Annotated in this window: 22 protein-coding genes and 2 pseudogenes; 3 read left to right on the forward strand and 21 right to left on the reverse strand. The window is 29.9% G+C overall.

Features of this window, described 5'->3' with window-relative positions:
• The 4 genes from LGK95_RS03590 to LGK95_RS03605 form a co-directional block, all read right to left on the reverse strand.
• Positions 1 to 1,435 (reverse strand): transposase (locus LGK95_RS03590; protein WP_226122321.1); only part of this gene is annotated, 1,435 nt, incomplete at its 3' end.
• Positions 1,436 to 1,443: 8 nt separating this feature from the next.
• A complete protein-coding gene (gene tnpA / locus LGK95_RS03595) occupies positions 1,444 to 1,845 on the reverse strand; it encodes an IS200/IS605 family transposase (RefSeq protein WP_226122323.1) in 402 nt (133 codons plus the stop codon).
• A 52-nt stretch (positions 1,846 to 1,897) separates the two neighbouring features.
• Positions 1,898 to 2,473, reverse strand: a complete 576-nt coding sequence (locus tag LGK95_RS03600; RefSeq protein ID WP_226122325.1) for a stage II sporulation protein M — start codon at positions 2,471 to 2,473, stop codon at positions 1,898 to 1,900.
• A 274-nt stretch (positions 2,474 to 2,747) separates the two neighbouring features.
• Entirely contained in the window at positions 2,748 to 2,906 is a 159-nt protein-coding gene (locus LGK95_RS03605) for a hypothetical protein (RefSeq protein ID WP_226122327.1), read from the reverse strand.
• A 455-nt stretch (positions 2,907 to 3,361) separates the two neighbouring features.
• On the opposite strand from LGK95_RS03605, the gene LGK95_RS03610 reads away from it, so the two are divergent.
• Positions 3,362 to 3,550, forward strand: a complete 189-nt coding sequence (locus LGK95_RS03610; RefSeq protein ID WP_226122329.1) for a hypothetical protein — start codon at positions 3,362 to 3,364, stop codon at positions 3,548 to 3,550.
• A gap of 485 nt (positions 3,551 to 4,035) precedes the next feature.
• Here LGK95_RS03610 and LGK95_RS03615 read toward each other — a convergent pair whose 3' ends face one another.
• The 5 genes and pseudogenes from LGK95_RS03615 to LGK95_RS03635 all read right to left on the reverse strand — a co-directional run bounded on the left by LGK95_RS03615 (position 4,036) and on the right by LGK95_RS03635 (position 6,678).
• A complete protein-coding gene (locus LGK95_RS03615) occupies positions 4,036 to 4,782 on the reverse strand; it encodes a hypothetical protein (RefSeq protein ID WP_226122330.1) in 747 nt (248 codons plus the stop codon).
• A gap of 15 nt (positions 4,783 to 4,797) precedes the next feature.
• Positions 4,798 to 5,012, reverse strand: a pseudogene (locus LGK95_RS03620) (helix-turn-helix transcriptional regulator).
• 77 nt (positions 5,013 to 5,089) lie between these two features.
• Positions 5,090 to 5,290, reverse strand: coding sequence for a PF20097 family protein (locus LGK95_RS03625; RefSeq protein WP_226122331.1), 201 nt, complete (start codon positions 5,288 to 5,290; stop codon positions 5,090 to 5,092).
• 105 nt (positions 5,291 to 5,395) lie between these two features.
• A complete protein-coding gene (locus tag LGK95_RS03630; protein WP_226122332.1) occupies positions 5,396 to 5,599 on the reverse strand; it encodes a hypothetical protein in 204 nt (67 codons plus the stop codon).
• Between the two features lie 20 nt (positions 5,600 to 5,619).
• Positions 5,620 to 6,678: a hypothetical protein gene (locus LGK95_RS03635; RefSeq protein WP_226122333.1), complete on the reverse strand. Its 1,059-nt coding sequence runs from the start codon at positions 6,676 to 6,678 to the stop codon at positions 5,620 to 5,622.
• A 367-nt stretch (positions 6,679 to 7,045) separates the two neighbouring features.
• Between LGK95_RS03635 and LGK95_RS03640 the strand changes: the two genes are divergently transcribed.
• Positions 7,046 to 7,351 (forward strand): putative quinol monooxygenase, encoded by a 306-nt coding sequence (locus tag LGK95_RS03640; RefSeq protein ID WP_226122334.1) that lies wholly within the window; start codon positions 7,046 to 7,048, stop codon positions 7,349 to 7,351.
• A 55-nt stretch (positions 7,352 to 7,406) separates the two neighbouring features.
• Here the strand turns inward: LGK95_RS03640 and pepF are convergent, their stop codons facing one another.
• The 7 genes from pepF to LGK95_RS03675 all read right to left on the reverse strand — a co-directional run bounded on the left by pepF (position 7,407) and on the right by LGK95_RS03675 (position 14,113).
• Positions 7,407 to 9,212, reverse strand: coding sequence for an oligoendopeptidase F (gene pepF, locus LGK95_RS03645; RefSeq protein ID WP_226122335.1), 1,806 nt, complete (start codon positions 9,210 to 9,212; stop codon positions 7,407 to 7,409).
• Between the two features lie 53 nt (positions 9,213 to 9,265).
• On the reverse strand, positions 9,266 to 10,876 hold the full coding sequence (locus tag LGK95_RS03650) for a hypothetical protein (protein ID WP_226122336.1): 1,611 nt from the start codon (positions 10,874 to 10,876) through the stop codon (positions 9,266 to 9,268).
• On the reverse strand, positions 10,866 to 11,036 hold the full coding sequence (locus tag LGK95_RS03655; protein WP_226122341.1) for a hypothetical protein: 171 nt from the start codon (positions 11,034 to 11,036) through the stop codon (positions 10,866 to 10,868). Before LGK95_RS03655 ends, LGK95_RS03650 begins: the two co-directional genes overlap by 11 nt.
• Entirely contained in the window at positions 11,020 to 11,175 is a 156-nt protein-coding gene (locus LGK95_RS22780; protein WP_226122827.1) for a GNAT family N-acetyltransferase, read from the reverse strand. Before LGK95_RS22780 ends, LGK95_RS03655 begins: the two co-directional genes overlap by 17 nt.
• Positions 11,176 to 11,666: 491 nt before the next feature.
• On the reverse strand, positions 11,667 to 12,575 hold the full coding sequence (locus LGK95_RS03665) for a hypothetical protein (protein ID WP_226122342.1): 909 nt from the start codon (positions 12,573 to 12,575) through the stop codon (positions 11,667 to 11,669).
• 971 nt (positions 12,576 to 13,546) lie between these two features.
• Positions 13,547 to 13,774, reverse strand: a complete 228-nt coding sequence (locus LGK95_RS03670) for a hypothetical protein (RefSeq protein WP_226122343.1) — start codon at positions 13,772 to 13,774, stop codon at positions 13,547 to 13,549.
• Positions 13,775 to 13,930: 156 nt separating this feature from the next.
• On the reverse strand, positions 13,931 to 14,113 hold the full coding sequence (locus LGK95_RS03675) for a hypothetical protein (protein WP_226122344.1): 183 nt from the start codon (positions 14,111 to 14,113) through the stop codon (positions 13,931 to 13,933).
• An 84-nt stretch (positions 14,114 to 14,197) separates the two neighbouring features.
• Between LGK95_RS03675 and LGK95_RS03680 the strand changes: the two are divergent.
• Positions 14,198 to 14,590, forward strand: a pseudogene (locus LGK95_RS03680) (asparagine synthase B); the annotation flags it as partial.
• Positions 14,591 to 14,962: 372 nt separating this feature from the next.
• Here LGK95_RS03680 and LGK95_RS03685 read toward each other — a convergent pair.
• From LGK95_RS03685 to LGK95_RS03705, 5 genes are all read right to left on the reverse strand, one after another.
• The gene (locus LGK95_RS03685; RefSeq protein ID WP_226122345.1) at positions 14,963 to 15,256 is read right to left on the reverse strand and encodes a hypothetical protein; all 294 of its coding nucleotides are present in this window, start codon (positions 15,254 to 15,256) and stop codon (positions 14,963 to 14,965) included.
• A gap of 59 nt (positions 15,257 to 15,315) precedes the next feature.
• On the reverse strand, positions 15,316 to 15,456 hold the full coding sequence (locus LGK95_RS03690) for a hypothetical protein (RefSeq protein ID WP_226122346.1): 141 nt from the start codon (positions 15,454 to 15,456) through the stop codon (positions 15,316 to 15,318).
• Positions 15,457 to 15,784: 328 nt separating this feature from the next.
• Positions 15,785 to 17,023, reverse strand: coding sequence for a serine/threonine transporter SstT (gene sstT, locus LGK95_RS03695; RefSeq protein ID WP_226122347.1), 1,239 nt, complete (start codon positions 17,021 to 17,023; stop codon positions 15,785 to 15,787).
• 117 nt (positions 17,024 to 17,140) lie between these two features.
• The gene (locus LGK95_RS03700; protein ID WP_226122349.1) at positions 17,141 to 17,344 is read right to left on the reverse strand and encodes a hypothetical protein; all 204 of its coding nucleotides are present in this window, start codon (positions 17,342 to 17,344) and stop codon (positions 17,141 to 17,143) included.
• A gap of 60 nt (positions 17,345 to 17,404) precedes the next feature.
• Positions 17,405 to 17,878 carry a hypothetical protein gene (locus LGK95_RS03705; protein ID WP_226122350.1) on the reverse strand — a complete coding sequence of 158 codons (474 nt, stop codon included), beginning with the start codon at positions 17,876 to 17,878 and terminating at the stop codon, positions 17,405 to 17,407.
• Between the last annotated feature and the right edge of the window lie 300 nt (positions 17,879 to 18,178).

Here is an 18,178-nt window from a genome sequence, read left to right on the forward strand (position 1 = left end):
TTGCTCTATACTCACTACTTTGCAACCTTAATATTTCCTTGTCATGTAGCATTTTAAAATTATCAAATTCCTTAAAACATAACTCTCTATCTATTTCTTTTAAATTACTTTTAACATTCATTATAAGAAAGGCACTATAACAATCTCTTTGCACTTTAAATTCACCAAAGTCATTCCATCTTTCTGACAATCCTTTTTTAATGTATTTATTTTCTATATGATTATATTGAGATGCTTTCACTATATAAGTGTTTATTTTAATTAATTCGGTATTATACCATTTTAGTTTATTATCTAAAATTGTTAAAAAAGAACTTGGAGCTTTATTTGATAAGCTTTTACCAAATCTCTTCTTTTTATTGAATTTACCGTTTTTATTAATGGTAGTTTCTTTTGATCTTAATTGAAGTCCTTTATAATTCATGGTTTCAACTAGTACTCTATTTCCTAGAGTTATTATATAACTCGCTAATTTCTCATGACTTTGCTTTCTTATACATGCTTGTTTTCTTTGTACTTCCCTCAATTCGTTTTGGGTTTTAATATATTTCTTAGACTTAATCCAAATTAATTTAATGCCGTGTTTAATTGTTCCATTATCATTATAATTATTAGGATTATTTGTTCTTCTTTGCCTATCTAGTTTCCTTTGTAACATTAGTTTTCTATGATCTATATTTTCTATCTCAGAGCATAATTCTAATAATTTAACTTCGTTTTTACTTGATATTGCTAGAGTACGTGTTCCAATATCTAGTCCTACATTCCCTTTACCTATAATGTTTTTAACTTCCCCTGTATCTTTATTATATTTAATTGGAGGTACTCCATCCAATATAAGTTGAATATAATATTTATATTTACCTCGAACAAATTTTCTTGTTATTCTGCAATATTTAATCTTATTCAATAAAGATATTTGTGCATATTCATCATTTTCATTTATGTTAGAATTTATTTCTAATCCATTCCACTTTAATTTATTATCTATAAATCTAATGCCGGTTTTATTTGATTTTCCCTCAACACTATTCACCTCGGCATATTTTTTAAAATAAACTTTATAACATTTATGCAACATTAATTGTTGAAAAGCATTAAAACATCTTGTAGCCATTTTTTGAGAAGTGAAACTATCAATATTTTCTTTGAAATGTTTTTGAATAGTCTTTACATATTTATGAAGTGAATATTCTGTCAAACCATATTTCTTATTAAATTTGTTAAAATTTTTATTACGTTCTTTCCCTTTTATCATCTTAACAACTTTAATATATTCTTTGGATTGTTTCATATGATAATATCTTTTATATAATTCGCCTAAACAACTATTATAAATACTTCTACTTATTTCTAATCTTTTACTTAATATATCTTCTTGATATATTTCGGTATTTAATTTTAATGTTAAAATATAATTTGATATGATACTCACCTCACTTTTTAATATCTAGTTCTTTGATTTTCTACATATTTCTTTACCGCTACACTACTTACATTTCCTGCAGTTGATACAAAATAGCCTCTAGTCCATAGGCTAGGCATCTTCCTTAATTCTAAGAACTCGTCTCTCAAAACTCTGCTTGTTACACCTTTTATTTTCTGCATAATATCTGAAGGACTTAATGATGGAGGACAATTTAAAAACATATGCGTATGGTCTTTATCACACTCTAATGCAATAATTTCAATTTCTATCTCCTCGCATACATATTTAACCATATGTTTAAAAGTTTCTTCAACATTAGGTATTAAGAATATTTTTCTACGATATCTTGGGCAAAATATAAAATGATAATTAATTAAAGAAACCGTCGTTTTAGTTGTTTTATATTTGTTTTCCATAATCTTATTGTGCCACGATTTATGTATGTTTATACTATATTTATACACAATATCAAATATAGTTTATGTTTGTTATGCTATTCATCCCACACCTAAAGGAGTGGGCTTTCCGCACAGCCATGATAATATACGATTCTATTATTGCAACTACTAAAATTAACACAGCCCCTATTGCAATAGTCTTTTTTTCATTCTTTAATTTTTTTAGATTTGTTCCTATATATACTGCTACACAAAATCCTATAACTTCTAAAATTCCGTGTGGTACAATTAAAGTAACCGATTTAATTACTCCAATAGTTGATATAGATATACTAAAAATAAAACCAAACTTAATTAAATTTATCACATATAAACAAAGTGGAACAACTTTATGTACATACCCAGTTAAAATAATAAAAATATACATTAATATATTATTTACAAATATTTTCGAAAAATTTATATTGTTATATGCAGTGTTATTATTAGTAGGCTGATACCCCAGAATTAAACTAAATATTATTGTTATAAGTGGAAATAACCAGAAAGAGAAAAAAAGGATTGTTATTGTTTTCATTTTTTCAGACAAAACCACTACTATCACATTTACACCGATATACATAAGAAATTCACTAATATTAGTCATACTATTAATCAGAATAGTTGTAACAATAATAATACAAATCTGTAGCGGTAATAATTTGTATATAATAGATATTATACAATGTTTATAATCATTAACTAATTTGAAATATGAAAAAACTGCTGATTTTAATAAATATCTTTGATTATATTGAGTAAATAAAAAACTCATAAGTATAACCAAAACTATGTTGTTTTTTCAATAACTTCTTTTATTATAAAATCTCTAACAATAAACTTATACTTAGTTTCAATAAAATGAAGTATTATTCTTGACCTTATCTGTGACATATTATTAAATAGACTCCTAATGCTGCTCCAATTAAGAATGTACCAGTAAATGCTACTCCTAATGTTGCTAAAGATACAAGTACAGTCATTATCACCATTTTTTTTACGTCTAATTTGTTGATATTTTTAATTATTAATGTATTCATGTTTGCCCCACCCCTATTTATTACCACATATAATATATTGTATTAGCTTAAGAAATTGGAAACATTTATAACATTATAATATCATAAAAACTACGAAAAAAACTACATAAAATTACAAAACATTACATTTTACTTGTATTTTTTCTATATTTTTATTAATAAAAGGGAATATAATCAATATATATTGTAGTAATTTAGACTTTGTATGTATCGATTATGTTTCTATGTTGCTCATTACAATATATGGTATAATCGTAATGAGCAATTGTTGCACATTTGTAATTTATTAAGAAGCGAGGTTTTATAATAATAGATTGTATGAGAGTAGGTGAAGTAAGATTATAAACTTAAAGTTAATCGTCATAATCATTTTAAGTATCTCTGTGTTTCTTTACATAATTTCTATATATTATATAATTATTACAAATAAACGAAAAAAAGATTTTCTAATAGATATGCAAAAATTTGCTGAGGACAACCCCGATAACGTGGTTTCAGTTGAGGAAGTTGGTAGAATTTTAAATAAATTTAATAAAACATATATTAAACCATTTAATATTTTAATAGTACTTACTATTATTGCGACATCATTTTTAGTATTAACTACATTGTTAATCCTCTTTGCTATTAGCTATCAATCTTAATTGTTTAAATTTTCAATATAGAGAACGAAGGTTAAGTAAAAGTTTAAATAAAATTAGTTTTGAAATTGGAATGATGAAAAAACAACAAATAACTACAATCAAATTATTAAAACCCGCCACTATATGAAACCATTTAATAAAGGAGTTGAGTTCATTGCAAGAAATATTAAAAATTGCTGGTGCTATGATTGTTAATATCATATTGTTGCTCAACATTAACAATAAAAGGAAAATTTCTTATACTTCTTTAAAATAGGTATTAGTTCATAGCATAAAAATCATCTATATTAATTTATAGGTGATTTTTGTGTTCGTTGGTAGTGTCTCAAGAAACTTGAACCTATGCGAATACGATATTATATGGGCTTATAAAAGAAAGAGGGATGAATATATGAGCAGTATTATAACGAGACAGATTACAGCAATTGAATTTGAATTTAATCCTATTCCATTGGGTTTTAATTCCGAAACAATAACGTAGATGATTATCTATGACTCTCTGGACGCCATCTTCTAACACCATGTTTATTTATTATAATAGTTTTTACATCACCACCTACATATTTTTTATCTTCCTCTACACCTCTACAAAAAACTTTGATAAAATTAATTATCGAATCACAAAGTTTTATACCATCCACCTCGTTAAGATTCTTAATATATTTTTGCCCTATATAATTTAGAGTTGCATTCTCACTTTCCCCAAATTGTTTACGTAGAAATGATTTAGCTTCCTCTTCATATGTACCTTTAATATTTATAGCACCTGGATTATCACGATACCAAAGTGATGTTTTATCTAATTTACCATTACAAAATTTTAAGAAACTAAGATTACATCTATTATTATACCCCCCAATAAAAATCCCTAGTTTATCGAAATCTTTATAAATAATTGGAACTCTTAATTTAAAATAATCAACGGTCTGTTGAAATGTTAATGTTTTTGAATATTTACTATTTGTAAGTCCTAAAATGGATTCATTTATATCTACTACTGTATATAATATATCATCTACTTCATTACAAGACTTACTCATGCTTAAATTACCAACAAAAGAAACAACATTATTACTGGGTAAAATATGAATTTTTTCTTTATCATCATTATAGGCTGTTTCTATTGAAATTGTACCATCATTTGTTTTTAGCATTGCTCTTGTAATTGTTTCTCTACTATCAATTGACATAATTAAGTAATCTTTTCCAATAATATTAACTGCTAATGTCATTCAAAATCCTCCAACCTATATTAGTAATATAATATAATATAGTAATGTAGGTTGAAGATTGTTCCTTTTAATACTTACTACAAGTGCAATTTTATATGCCAACATAATAGATGGATTATACTTCTGTTTTTCAAGAGAGATAATAGTTCTATTTGAAACGAAAACCAAGTCAGCTATTGTTGCTGTGTCATATTTTTGCTTATTCGTAATTCTTTAACTTTATTTTTCAACTACTCACCTGCGCAGAGAAATTTTTCTCTGCATTTTTTATTTATAATGAATAATATATTTGAAGTGAGAACTATTCTTATTGAAGCCCTTCAACAGGAATGTTACTTATGAACTTATTGCAGTGAATACATTTGTAAGTTTCTATTTTAGGGCATCCACTTCTAATTAAAGCATGCATTATGCCCTTATGTGCATCTTTTGCTATCCACTTTAATTCTACTCTATTTCCGTAGAGGTCGCCTTTTAACATATCCTTATCACAATATGGACATTTCATATAGTAATCCTCCTTAGTTTTCTTTTTTTTAGTTTACCAATCCTTTTTCAAAAGAGTATGTCGCACTTTGAATAGGCTCGTATTCTGAAGTTGAGCAAAAAAAGTCTACACTTGTATATTAACACAAAGTGTAGTACTCATAGTAAATTTGCTCATTAATGCAACTTGTTCTGGGTTTTTCTCTTTATTCAAATATTTTAACATTGCTTCAGTTTGACTTCCTAGCCCTTCAACCACAGAAAATTGTCCAGATAATGATTGACCCTTAAAAGCTCCACAAACTAAATGAAGTATTCCCCAATCTCCCATTTCACTAATATTAACATTTATTAATCAAACAACATGTCATTAACTTTAGATATCATATCTTTAGCTGCAGTTTCATATCTCTTTGGAAAATGCATATCGTCTTTTTTAATTTTACTTCGATAATATTTGTAATGATTAAGCTTTTCTACTGCTGAGATATCTTTATTAACAATTATATTATTTCTTAAAATCTCTAATATATTTTCTGACAAATTCGGTATGCCAGGATTCTTTTTAGTTATACTTGTTGGTGGCTGTAAATTTAAAATTGTTTGTTCTTTCTTTGTTACTAGTTTATAGTCTGCTGAAGAAATCATGAGACAATCAGGGAATACACCTTCAAGCATAGAGGCAAGCACTCTATGATGACCATCAAGAATTATCGCATAATTAGAAATATGTTCTATTTCATAAACAATACATCCTAATCTTTTTCCATTTCTTATTTGTTGTCTGTAATATTCCACCCGTTCCTCTGAATACGCATCTACTGGCTGAGAAGCTATAAGAGAGATTACCCTTTTGCTGTCAAAAGACATATTCAACTGTGACCATGGACTCGCACCTGGAAGATAATTATGACTTTGATATTTGTCCCAAGTAAAGTCACCACTTAAATCTCCCATAATACCAGTACCCTGTTCGAATTCGTAGAGTTTTTGTGGAAACATTATCTCCATCAAACCCTCCACTTTCTTAATCGCCACATTAATATCACCATCATAATCATCCATACAAGTTCTCATATCTGCCAATTCATTTAAATTAGGTCTTTGACCCTCCCCATATTTCAAAAATATTTGTAAACATGTATCACAATCTCCATCTTCAGCAGTATATAAAATCACAGGTTTATCTTCTGAAATAAATGAATAAAGAGAGGAAAAAAGAGGTAGACTTCCCCAATATTCGTATTTTTTTGCATCAAGATACTGTGATTTTTCCTCCTTTGTAAGGCAATCATCTAATTGTTCATCGGTAAATCTCATTTCTTTAAAAGAAGTTATAGGATGGTTTCCACCTGCAATAGCAAAACTAGTTTTTTTATCCTTAGATGTATATATTATATTCATGCTCATCAATTCCCCTCCAATTATAAAATTATGTTTGGACACACGATAATTTCTAAATCTAGGATTTTACAATTTAATTGATTGTTTTTATTTCACTATCAAACTCTTCATCAATTCTAGATATTAAATCTATCTTCCCCACTCCTTTATCTTCATTGCTATTTTTAAGTGGAATTTGATAGTCAATTATTTTCCCTAATCTATTAGCAAAACAAATTGTGTTTTCAATTTGTTAATGTCCCCCGGGGAATTATTCGAAGAAGCCTGTGACTGAGGTTGCTAAATAGTCTCGAATAAAAAAGTCTTTTAGGATTGTCTTTAACTTGTCTATGCTATATTATTAGCTTATTAGAATTTACTGGAGGGATGTATAATGATAATTAAAAGCGTAAAAATGTTTATAAAAGAGGAGCGCATAGACGCATTTATAGAGGCAACAATAGAAAATCAAAAGAATTCGATTAAAGAACATGGAGTTATACGTTTTGATGTGTTGCAATGTAAAGATGATCCAAGCAGTTTTATGTTCTATGAGGTCTATAAGAATGAAGAAGCTGTTGATGAACATACAAAAACTAAACACTTTAATATATGGAATGATGAAGTAACACCTTGGTTCGCAAAACCAAGAGATCGTATTCTTTATAGTGCTATAGTTCCAGATGAAAGTGATTTTTAAATACAATAAAAATGCATTTTTTAAGGGATTCCCTATTCAGAAATCCCTTTTAGTTTTACTCCATATCTTCTGTAAGTTTTATTAATTCATCAATTATATTTCCTATATGCTCTATAGTATCTAATATCGGTTTTTCTGTTGTTATATCTACTCCTGCCATTTTAGCAAGTTCTACCGGTGTTTTAGTTCCTCCTGCTTTTAATACTTTTCTCCAGTCATCTACAGCTGGTTGCCCTTCTTTTAAAATTCTGTTACTTACCTGCGTAGCTATTGTAAGTCCAGCACTATATGTATATGGATAAAGTCCCATATAATAATGTGGCTGTCTCATCCATGTAAGTTCTGCACCATCAACAATTTTCACAGAATCTCCCCAGAATTTTTCTAGCACGCCTTTTTTTATTTCATTAAGATTTGTGGCTTGCACACTTCCACCTGCATCTATTATTTTATAAACTTCTCTTTGATAAGCAGCCTCTAATAAATGCGTTACAAAGTTATGGTAGTAAGTTTGGCTAATCATAGAAGATAAAACCCATCTCTTAAATCTAGGCTCATCATTTGTTTTCATAAGATAATTTGACATAAGCATTTCATTCATAGTGGATGGTGCTTCTATAAAATATAATGACGGCTGCGCATTAAAAATATTTTGATTCTCATTAATTAACTGAAAGTGACCTGCATGGCCTAATTCATGAGCAAGTACAAATACTTCTTTCATTTTCTCAGACCAGGATATTAAAATTAGAGGATGACTACCATAAGGAGTCGCACAAAAGGCACCTGTTGATTTTCCTTTGTTTTTAACAAAGTCGATCCATTTTTCATCATAAGCTTTTTTTATCATTTCTACATAATCTTCACCTAATACTGATAATGCTCCCTCAACATATTTCTTTGATTCCTCGACAGATATAGTTGGCTCATAGGTTGGGTCTACTTCAAGCTTTAAATCTGCAAAGGTCATTTCATCAATTTTATGAATTTTTTGGAGCAATTTCACATATTTTCTCATATGCGGTGCTAGCTTTTCCATGATTATATCTATTTGTCTATCATATAATTTTCTCTCTACCTGTTGAGGAAATAATAAACTATCTATAACAGAATCAAATCCTCTAAGTGTTGCTAATGTTTTTTCCTTTTGAACCTGCGTCTGATAAAGTGCTGATACTGTATGTTTATATTCTCCCAGTTTTGAAGAAAAAGCTTTAAAAGCTGCTCTTCTAATTTTAGTATCTGTCTCATATTCCCATTCATCTTCAAAAAGTACAAAACTAAGAGGATATTCAGTGCCATCTACAGTGAAATTTTCAAAATCCATATCACTTAATTTAGTTGTATCATATGTGGAATAAGCAGAATCTAGTGTTCCAGATAAAGCGGATAATACTTTTTCAACTTCTGGGTGTAATGAATGTTTTTTAACTCTTTTTATTTCCCCCAAATAATTGCTGTTTTCTTTCGATTCTTCAATTGCTTCATCAATTATTTTTTCATCTACTTCATTAATTTCGCTTTCTACAAAGCTTAGTCTGCTTTCTAAATCAGATAATATGTTAATAGACTTCATATATCTAGCTTGATTTTCTACATTAGATTGATCTGTAGAAACTGCAAGACTCGCATAATTTGCTACAAGATCTTCACTTTCCATTACCAATCTCATTTTATCCAAGCACTCATTTATAATACTAGCTGAATTTAATTTTTCTTTATAGTTTTTTTCTATCTCTACCGTAAGTTCTTCTAAACCTTGTATAGCTAAATTATATTGCTTTTCTGTTTGGTATAGTGAAGATAAATCCCAAGTAAGCGATTTATCTACATCGTTTCTTTCTTTTAGGGCTGTTTTCATTATAAATCCTCCTTATTTAGTTAGATAGTTTTTTCAATTGTATTAGTATATATTTATGCAATAGCCATATTGTCTGATATATCTTCAAGAACACTTAGCAATTCCTTTTGCATATCTTCCTTTGAAGGCATTCTTATTATTTTACGTTTTTTAACTTCACTCTCAACGTGATTCATCAATAATTTTTCTGCAAATTCATTTCTACTAGAACTTGCAAACATGTCCTTAAGTGTTGAGCCTGTCAAATCACCCTTTAAATTATCTATAATAGCTTCTGCTTCTTTTTGATTTAACAAATAGTCTTCAGAAATTCGAGTAAATACTTTTTCTATAATATTCACCATTTCATTTGCATCATCTTGAATAAATTCATTAAGAACCGTGTTTGATACCTTACTTGCTACACTTCCAGCAGCAAATGAGCCAAGTAATCCTCCTATAAATCCTCCAATTGCAGTCCCTATTATAGGGACAAAGGAACCAGCCGCGGCTCCTGCAGTAGCTCCACCTACCCAGCCTGCAGTACCACCCGCTACTGTGGCTGCTGAAGTTGCAACATTTTTAAACAATTGTGCTCCTGAAATTCTGCCTCTAAAAATGCTAACTACATCCATTGAAGACAATACAACAACAGAAACAGCGCCGGTTATGGCATTACCTCTTAACATTTTAGATGCACTTTTCATAGCTGCAGCTCCATAAATATTAGTTCCACTTCTAAAGGCATTTACTAACATAGCTGATACCTTGGGACCCATAATACTAATAATAGCTTCTGAACTCCCTACTAAAGCACTGTTTAACCCTGCTTTAGATAATTGACTAGCTAAGACAGCTGTAACAAATGTAATTCCGCCGACCTTTAATCCTGAATATGTTGCAGATTTTAAAGCAGTATTAAAGTCATCACCATTCCAAATAGAAGTTGCGAACGTTAATACCGTGCTTATACCAAAAGCAGCAGTTGCAATAATTGCACCATTCACAGCATCAAACGTTATCGATTCCACTGTACCAAACTTTGCAATATTTCTTGCTTGTTCATATGTGAAATTACCTTTTCTAACAATATTTTTTGCCTCATTAGGATCTGTTACTCCATTAACTTCTCCATTCTTAATCCTATTTTCCATCGATTGAACAGCAGCATCATATTTATCAGATGGAACCTCAATTTTCATTGGTGAACCATCTGGATTAAGATATTTGAACTTTCCATCTTGAAAACACTCCTGGATACATTTAGAACCAGAATTGCAATATTTCGACTGAATATTAACGCCATTAACTACTCTGTCTGCACCAAATTTCGCATTATCATCTCCAACAATCTTTGCGTCTTTTCCTGTTAACTTATCATAAATATGATTAGCTCTTTCTGCCGCAAACCCATGTCCTCTAGGGGTATTAAATTTATCCATACCATACAATGTACTTGCATTGCTGACATTTCCATAGATAATTCCACTTGTCCGAGAACCTATTACTTCAATTATTCCTAAATCAATTTTATTTTTAATATCCTTTAGCGTCTTTTCTATATCACGGCCATTAGCTTCATAATATTTTAGAGCTCTTTTCTCATTGATACCAATCTTTGATTGTATCTCTTTAACACATCCATTATCATAATCACTATACATTATTACACCTCTACATTTCATTCATATTTTTATGCTTTTCTTCAACAAATCTATGTTCTTCACCCTTTTTATAAAACCCTCTTTCACTTGGGGCCGTGTCATTATAGTACTTTTCTATTGTCAATTCTATAGTAGTTTTATGCTTTCTTTCTAAGGTATTAGATTTATGTAGCGGTCTCATAGCCTCCTTTAGATACTGTATCTGCAAGTATACTTTCTGTAATAATTCCTGCTTCTTCCTTTATCCTAAGATCTTCGAAAAGATATTTTAACAAACTGCCTCCAACTCCATGACCTTGATATTCAGGATTAACAACTATTGAAGTAAGCTTCTATTTGCTTCTTCATTATAGTAAATTATATCCAACATTTTTTACTCCCCCATTAAATAAAAGACATCACTTTAGATACATGTTAAATATATGTTTAAGCAATGTACAAATATAACCTTTAGATGATTTACCCCATAACTTTCACTCCATAGTTTTATCTGTTTCCTCGTATCTTGTTGTTAAAAGCATTAATCCTCAACTAGAGGAAAAGGCAACCCCATAGATTGTCCCTACTTCAAGTATAATCTTTAAAATTTTCATTTGTTTTCAACCATAAGCTGTTAGATATATTACCATATTCATTTTCGGATACAATGACATCGGCTATAATTTCAGTAGCAAAACAAATTTATCACAATTTGTTCACGGCCCCCGGGGATTTTTATGAACGAAGTGAATTTGCTGATTTTTAGTCATTAATAAATCTCCTTTTATATTAATAGGTATAAAAAAAGGAAGCTATTAGCTCCCTTAAGTATTTATTTATAATCTCGTAGTGTCTTATCTTGAAGTTGTTTAAAAGCTTTGCCTGATGCTTTACTTATACACAAACGCCAAGGAGCTCCTTCTTTGTCGTCTCCTCTAAATTCATTATAAATATCGAATACATAAAAATCTCCACCATTAATTACTACTGTATAATCATATACTGGCCATAATTGAGTAGAAGAGTCTATATACTCACCTCTTAAATTATTGCCTATTTCTTTAGCTTCATCAAGTGTCATTCCTGCCTGGTAAGGTGTTGTGTCAATAGTATTAGAAGATGTAACAGTTGGATGATAATCATATAACTTGCCATCAACACTATACCTAAAAGCTTTACCAGATTTTTTACTTATAGCTAAATGCCAATCATAACCTTGATCTACGTAATTGTAATCATCCATTTCGTACACATAAAATTCACCACCATTAATCCATTCTGTGTTGTAAGACCAAAGCTTCAATACACAATTTTCTCCAGCAACTAATTTGTTACCTAATATTAAAGCTTGGTCAAATGATAATCCTGTATTTAATTTAGCAACTCGTAACTTTTCATCTGATATCTTCTTGTTAGCTATTATTGTAGCTTCTACTTTAGCAGATACTTTATCTGCTATTTTTTTATCTGCAATCCTTTGAGCTTCTACTTTATCTGCAGTAATCTTATCTGCTATTCGTTTATCCTCTATAGCTTTGTCTGCTATAACTTTATCAGCTATTCTTTTGGCTTTTGTTATCTTATTTGCTTGTTCTGATTTGATTTGTTGAGTTTTTTTAACATTCTCTCTGTATTTCACTGTAACAAATGTTGTTGTTCCTATAAGTAATAGTGCCACACTAACGGCTAAAATAATTAACTTAGACTTTCTTCTCATTAATATTTCCATTAATACTTTCATTAATAAATCTCCTTTTATATTAATAGGTATAAAAATTAAGGATGCTATTAGCTCCCTTAATTAGAATAAACTAGATTTATAATTGTCGATCATTATAAGTATTACCAATTCTTGCAATAGAATTTATAACTAAAGCCACTCATATTAATAAGCCAATGCCAAGAATAATGATTGTAGCTGCACGTCAAAGAATGGTAACTCCACTGTTATTGTCTAACCAAAAACTCCATTTCTTTTTAGTTTTCACAATAAAAGCCTCCTTATTTTATTTATATAATATCTTATTCAAAGAGTATCGTTCTCCATTTCAATATAGTATGTGGTATTAATTGTAAATTGGTTCTTGTCATATCATATTGTTACTTGTTATTTTCCCATATTAGCACCCCTATAACTACGCTTAGATTCATTAGATACCATAATGCTTTAAATATCTTCCACCTCTCATTTGACTCTCCTTTTCTATTATTTGTTCAAATATAGTTACTGGTATTGAATTACCAGCTTGCTTATAAACTAGAACTAACGCTTGCTGCAGCTAAGAAATCAGAGTCAGAACACCCCTGTGCTCTCCAGCGTTCGGAGCCCTATCTGTTCTTTGGGTTATGGTATAACAGAAATCATCTATAATAGGTATGCGTCTTAAGATTCCTGTTTCCCAATAGCGTCAAGCATGCTCTTGGCTTTTACTCTATATCAATCTCTACATCTCTATTGTCTTCTAAATACTCTTCTGACACCGTTTTTCATATGGTGTCAGTTTTGTTTTTAGTTGGATACACTCATAGTTGTAGAAATAAATATAATCATCTATTTTTTCCCTGTGATACCATTTCTTTAACTTCATTTATAATTGCAGAACCAAACTGTTTTTTGCCTTTTACTGCTGACATAACAATACCCCCAATCATAGTTTTATTATCCTACAATTGGGGGGGTATTTTTACAATGTCCGTTTTTAGTGGTTCAGTTCATATATTATAGTTATTCCCTTTACAGTTTTTACATAATATGGTATTCTTAATAAGACACCATTTCACAAATTTGAAAAGCAGAAGGTTGTTCTCTATAAACATTCCTTTCTGCTTTTTTTTGCATTTTTCTCTAATTTGAATTGCAGAGTTGTACCCTTGTAACTTTACAATAGCTTTTAGTACAACATTTAAAACTACTGCTGATACTCCCACGCCTAAAGGCATGGGGTTCTTAGATAGATTAACTTCTCCTATACTCTCATTTATTAAGGATCTAATAAATTACAAGATACAAGAACTGATTAATTTTTCTAAAACTTCCACTATCAATTATCCCAATGGACAAATTAACGATAGTATAAGGCTCATATCAAAACCATTTTATTTCATTTTATATTCCCATACTACTTTTGCTCTATACTCACTACTTTGCAACCTTAATATTTCCTTGTCATGTAGCATTTTAAAATTATCAAATTCCTTAAAACATAACTCTCTATCTATTTCTTTTAAATTACTTTTAACATTCATTATAAGAAAGGCACTATAACAATCTCTTTGCACTTTAAATTCTCCAAAGTCATTCCATCTTTCTGACAATCCTTTTTTAATGTATTTATTTTCTATATGATTATATTGAGATGCTTACATAAGTTTATTTCTGATAGTGATTGCAAAATATTGCTTCCAATGTACTATGAATATGGGCTAGATATGTTTTCAAAATTAGATGCAGAATACGCAACTATCATCTACGATGGAAAAAAGAACAGTTTCATTGCAGCACGAGATCCAATTGGAATCCGTCCTCTCTTCTATGGTTATTCCGAATCAGGTAAAATCATATTTGCAAGTGAAGCGAAAAATTTAATTGGTCTTACGTACAAAATTATGTCATTTCCACCAGGACATTATTATGCTGATGGTAAATTTACATGCTATTGCGATATCGCAGCAACAGAGGGTGATTATTGTAAGGATGACTTAGAAGTTATCTGCAGCAAAATTCATGATAAATTCGTAACTGCTATAGAAAAACGTTAAATTCATAGGACTTATCACTACTTCACCCATAAAAAATGTTCTATTTATAATGATTCCTTAATAATTTTATCATCATTCGTACCTCTTGTTTCAATAGATGAAAGAATATAACTGAAATAAATTAATTCTCAGTATTTCTATTAACTTATTTAAATAGTTGCATGCTATGTCATTAACCGATTTTTCACTTCATTTACCCTTTAGCAACTATTTCCAAGGGTCAGGCACCTTACAGAGTTTGGAAGAGAAGCAACAATCTCTGTTGCTAATGAACGAAATGAATTTGCCCTCCTTTAAAAAAATAAATTTATTGTTAAAGTTATGTTAGTAATCCTAAAACGCAACTGATTATAACAACACAAAACACCTTCATAAATAATTAAACTTTATTAATCCCAAATATTCTTTTGCAGTAATTAATCTATTGCCTTTGGGAAGCTTAAATCCAAAAGTATATTCTTTACTAGCATTTAGATTGTTAATAGTAATTAAACTTCTAATTACATCCTTAGTAGGTTGTAATGCAACGTTTGCATTACAATTTGCCTCATTATTATACACAATTGTACCATTTTTACTTATTGCAGGAGTGGTGTTCTTTGCTTCTTTTGGTGATAACATTTCAAAGGAGTCTTTTTTGTTTTCTAGATCAGAAATTTTCACAGAATTATTTCCATTGTTAGGCAAATTAAATTTTGCATTATCACTATAAATATCATCATTCAGTTTTGACTTAACAATATCCGATATACCTGTTTTTCTTTCAATATTACTACTAGGGATGGTTCATTATCTCCTCTCTTAAAAAACGACTTCTGTGAAAAACTTTCAATGTCATCACTTTCTTTAATATCTTCGCTCATGTTAATCCTCCAGTTTATATATTTATTTTCAATTTTACATTGTATGAATATTATTATAAAGATAGTATAAATTATTTTAGAAACTATTTCAAAGGATCAGGCCCCTTACATTCTTTATATAAATTCATACTTACCATTCTTAGACAATTCTCCAATTATATATCTTTATGGGCGTAAAAATGAGAACCGTCATTTCTGACGATTCTCTCTTATTTTACTGCTTTTAATTTTGATATCATTCCAATTCTTTGATGTTATCATTTCTACTGCTGTAATATCTTCTCTAATTCCTTTAACTTTTATTTATCTATAACGTTCTGTTTTCTTTTTACACTCTATTCTTAATATCAATTGATTTTCCTTCTTTACGCCATTTAGCAAATTCAGCTGTTGCTGTGAATAGTGCATCTGTAGATGAGTTTAGTGCCGTTTCGCAAGAGTCTTGTAGAACACCTACTATAAAACCTACACCAACTACCTTCATAGCAATATCATTTGGAATACCGAATAAGCTACAAGCTAGAGGAATCAATAGTAGCGAACCACCAGCTACGCCTGAAGCACCACAGGCGGCCACAGCCGACAGAAGGCTTAGAATAAAGGCCGTAGGTATATCTACTTTAATGCCAAGCGTAGTAACCGCTGCAAGTGTCAAAACAGAAATGGTAACAGCTGCACCAGCCATATTAATGGTAGCACCTAATGGAATAGATACTGAATAGGTATCCTTATCTAACCCTAGGCTTTCACATAAGCTCATATTTACAGGGATGTTTGCTGCTGAGCTACGTGTAAAGAATGCTGTAATACCACTTTCCCTTAAGCACTTAAATACAAGTGGGTATGGATTTTGACGAATATTAACGTATACAATGATTGGATTGACAACAAGAGCAATAAATACCATACACCCAATTAGAACTGCAAGTAAATGCCCATAACTCAACATAGCCTTAATTCCATTTGTAGCAATAGCATCAAATACGAGACCCATGATGCCGAGTGGTGCAAAGTCTATGACCCATCTAACTATTTGCGTTAATGCATCTGAAAAATTAGAAATCATAGTTTTTGTTGTATCAGGCGCATTTTTTAAAGCAAATCCAAGAAGTAATGCCCAAGATAATATGCCTATATAATTGGCATTAAAAAGTGCCTTTACTGGGTTATCAACAACATTCAATAGTAATGCTTTGAGAACCTCTATAATACCTCCAGGAGGTGTCACTTCCTTTGCTCCCATTGCAAGAGTTAGGGTTACTGGGAAAATAAAACTTACAATAACCGCCACTAGTCCAGCGACAAATGTTCCTAAAAGATAAAGGACAATAATAGCTTTCATATTAGTTTGGTGACCAACCCTATGTTGAGATATGGCTGACATTACTAAGAAAAAGACCAATATAGGTGCAACCGCTTTTAAAGCACCTACAAATAAAGAACCGAAAATGATGATTGGTTTTGCTTGTTGTGGAACCGTTATAGCCAATATAATACCAACAACTAGGCCAACAATTATTCGTTTTACCAAACTCATTTGACCCCATGTATTCAATAGTTTTTTCATATTTTTTTCCTCCTAAGTTTAAGATAAAAAAGAAATAGTGCACAGTTTTTATAAAAAAAATTCTAATATAGTGACAAATAAATTACTTACAAAAGTAATTTTACCACAAATGATAACTCATGTTAAGCAAGTAATTTTTTCCTTTAATCCGCCATCCTTTACATAAAGAATTATACCTACAAGGCCAATTGCAATTAGAATTGAGGTTATACCCATAGCAGCACCCCTGCTCTCAATAGGGTATAGCTTTAGTATAATAATTTGTACCAATTGTACAAGAATACCGGCTCCCATTGCCTGAATAATACGTGAAGCTATCATATAAGCAAACTTAAAAACGACCCTACTATTACTATAGTTACAATTATATTTCTTTCTTTTTTACTTATTACCCTCACAAGCATCAGCCCCTAATTTATTTTTCAACTTATTAAATATAGCTATTTCTATTTTTAATGATTTTTCTTTTTCCAAAAATGAGAGCATTGCATCCATAATTAAGGAATTATATAATCCTAATTTAGCTTCTTTTTCTATCATGTTTACTGCCTCTGTTAATTTCTTTTTATCAATACTAGTATCATGTTTTACAATAAGATCTTTTATCTCTTTTATTGTTTTAAAAATAAGCAATCGCTCAGATGAGAATAAATTATCCTCCATATCACCATTCTCAGAGTAAAAAAAAGATTTATCTATAACAGATGGAACTTTTTTCAGCTCCTCCATTGTCATATCGATTATTCGTATAACATAATCTCCAACAAAGTTCGGTTCAAATTCTTCCTTCTTAATCCGCATAATCAAAATAAATTCATGTACTAAACTATCTATTAATAATACTAATTCCCACACAATAGATTCTATTTCATCACCATATAGCGCTGTTAAACTCTTGTGATACTCTGATACTAAATTATCTCTTATTATTTCTTTAAATTTATATATTGGTTGTCCCTCAGTAAGTTATGTTATAATAACTTACTGAGTAGTTTTAACTATTTAAAAATTTCCCATAAACGATTTCTAATTTTACTTAAGGTTCATTTATTGTTTTTCTTTATTGAAAATATATTTAGTAATTCTTCCCCACTGCCATCTATTTTAGGCAATATTTTAACTGTGAATAAAAAGTAATATTGCAAGTAATTGACA

Source organism: Clostridium algoriphilum (genome assembly GCF_020443705.1).
In the GTDB taxonomy this organism is placed as follows: Bacteria; Bacillota; Clostridia; order Clostridiales; family Clostridiaceae; genus Clostridium_AD; species Clostridium_AD algoriphilum.

What these genes read in the sequence shown, in the direction of transcription:
- tnpA (WP_226122323.1), bottom strand. Translation starts at nt 1,845, where the DNA reads ATGGAAAACAAATATAAAACAACTAAAACGACGGTTTCTTTAATTAAT.
- LGK95_RS03600 (WP_226122325.1), bottom strand. Translation starts at nt 2,473, where the DNA reads ATGACTAATATTAGTGAATTTCTTATGTATATCGGTGTAAATGTGATA.
- LGK95_RS03605 (WP_226122327.1), bottom strand. Translation starts at nt 2,906, where the DNA reads ATGAATACATTAATAATTAAAAATATCAACAAATTAGACGTAAAAAAA.
- LGK95_RS03610 (WP_226122329.1), top strand. Translation starts at nt 3,362, where the DNA reads ATGCAAAAATTTGCTGAGGACAACCCCGATAACGTGGTTTCAGTTGAG.
- LGK95_RS03615 (WP_226122330.1), bottom strand. Translation starts at nt 4,782, where the DNA reads ATGACATTAGCAGTTAATATTATTGGAAAAGATTACTTAATTATGTCA.
- LGK95_RS03625 (WP_226122331.1), bottom strand. Translation starts at nt 5,290, where the DNA reads ATGAAATGTCCATATTGTGATAAGGATATGTTAAAAGGCGACCTCTAC.
- LGK95_RS03630 (WP_226122332.1), bottom strand. Translation starts at nt 5,599, where the DNA reads ATGGGAGATTGGGGAATACTTCATTTAGTTTGTGGAGCTTTTAAGGGT.
- LGK95_RS03635 (WP_226122333.1), bottom strand. Translation starts at nt 6,678, where the DNA reads ATGAGCATGAATATAATATATACATCTAAGGATAAAAAAACTAGTTTT.
- LGK95_RS03640 (WP_226122334.1), top strand. Translation starts at nt 7,046, where the DNA reads ATGATAATTAAAAGCGTAAAAATGTTTATAAAAGAGGAGCGCATAGAC.
- pepF (WP_226122335.1), bottom strand. Translation starts at nt 9,212, where the DNA reads ATGAAAACAGCCCTAAAAGAAAGAAACGATGTAGATAAATCGCTTACT.
- LGK95_RS03650 (WP_226122336.1), bottom strand. Translation starts at nt 10,876, where the DNA reads ATGAAATGTAGAGGTGTAATAATGTATAGTGATTATGATAATGGATGT.
- LGK95_RS03655 (WP_226122341.1), bottom strand. Translation starts at nt 11,036, where the DNA reads ATGAGACCGCTACATAAATCTAATACCTTAGAAAGAAAGCATAAAACT.
- LGK95_RS03665 (WP_226122342.1), bottom strand. Translation starts at nt 12,575, where the DNA reads ATGAAAGTATTAATGGAAATATTAATGAGAAGAAAGTCTAAGTTAATT.
- LGK95_RS03670 (WP_226122343.1), bottom strand. Translation starts at nt 13,774, where the DNA reads ATGCCTTTAGGCGTGGGAGTATCAGCAGTAGTTTTAAATGTTGTACTA.
- LGK95_RS03690 (WP_226122346.1), bottom strand. Translation starts at nt 15,456, where the DNA reads ATGAGCGAAGATATTAAAGAAAGTGATGACATTGAAAGTTTTTCACAG.
- sstT (WP_226122347.1), bottom strand. Translation starts at nt 17,023, where the DNA reads ATGAAAAAACTATTGAATACATGGGGTCAAATGAGTTTGGTAAAACGA.
- LGK95_RS03700 (WP_226122349.1), bottom strand. Translation starts at nt 17,344, where the DNA reads ATGATAGCTTCACGTATTATTCAGGCAATGGGAGCCGGTATTCTTGTA.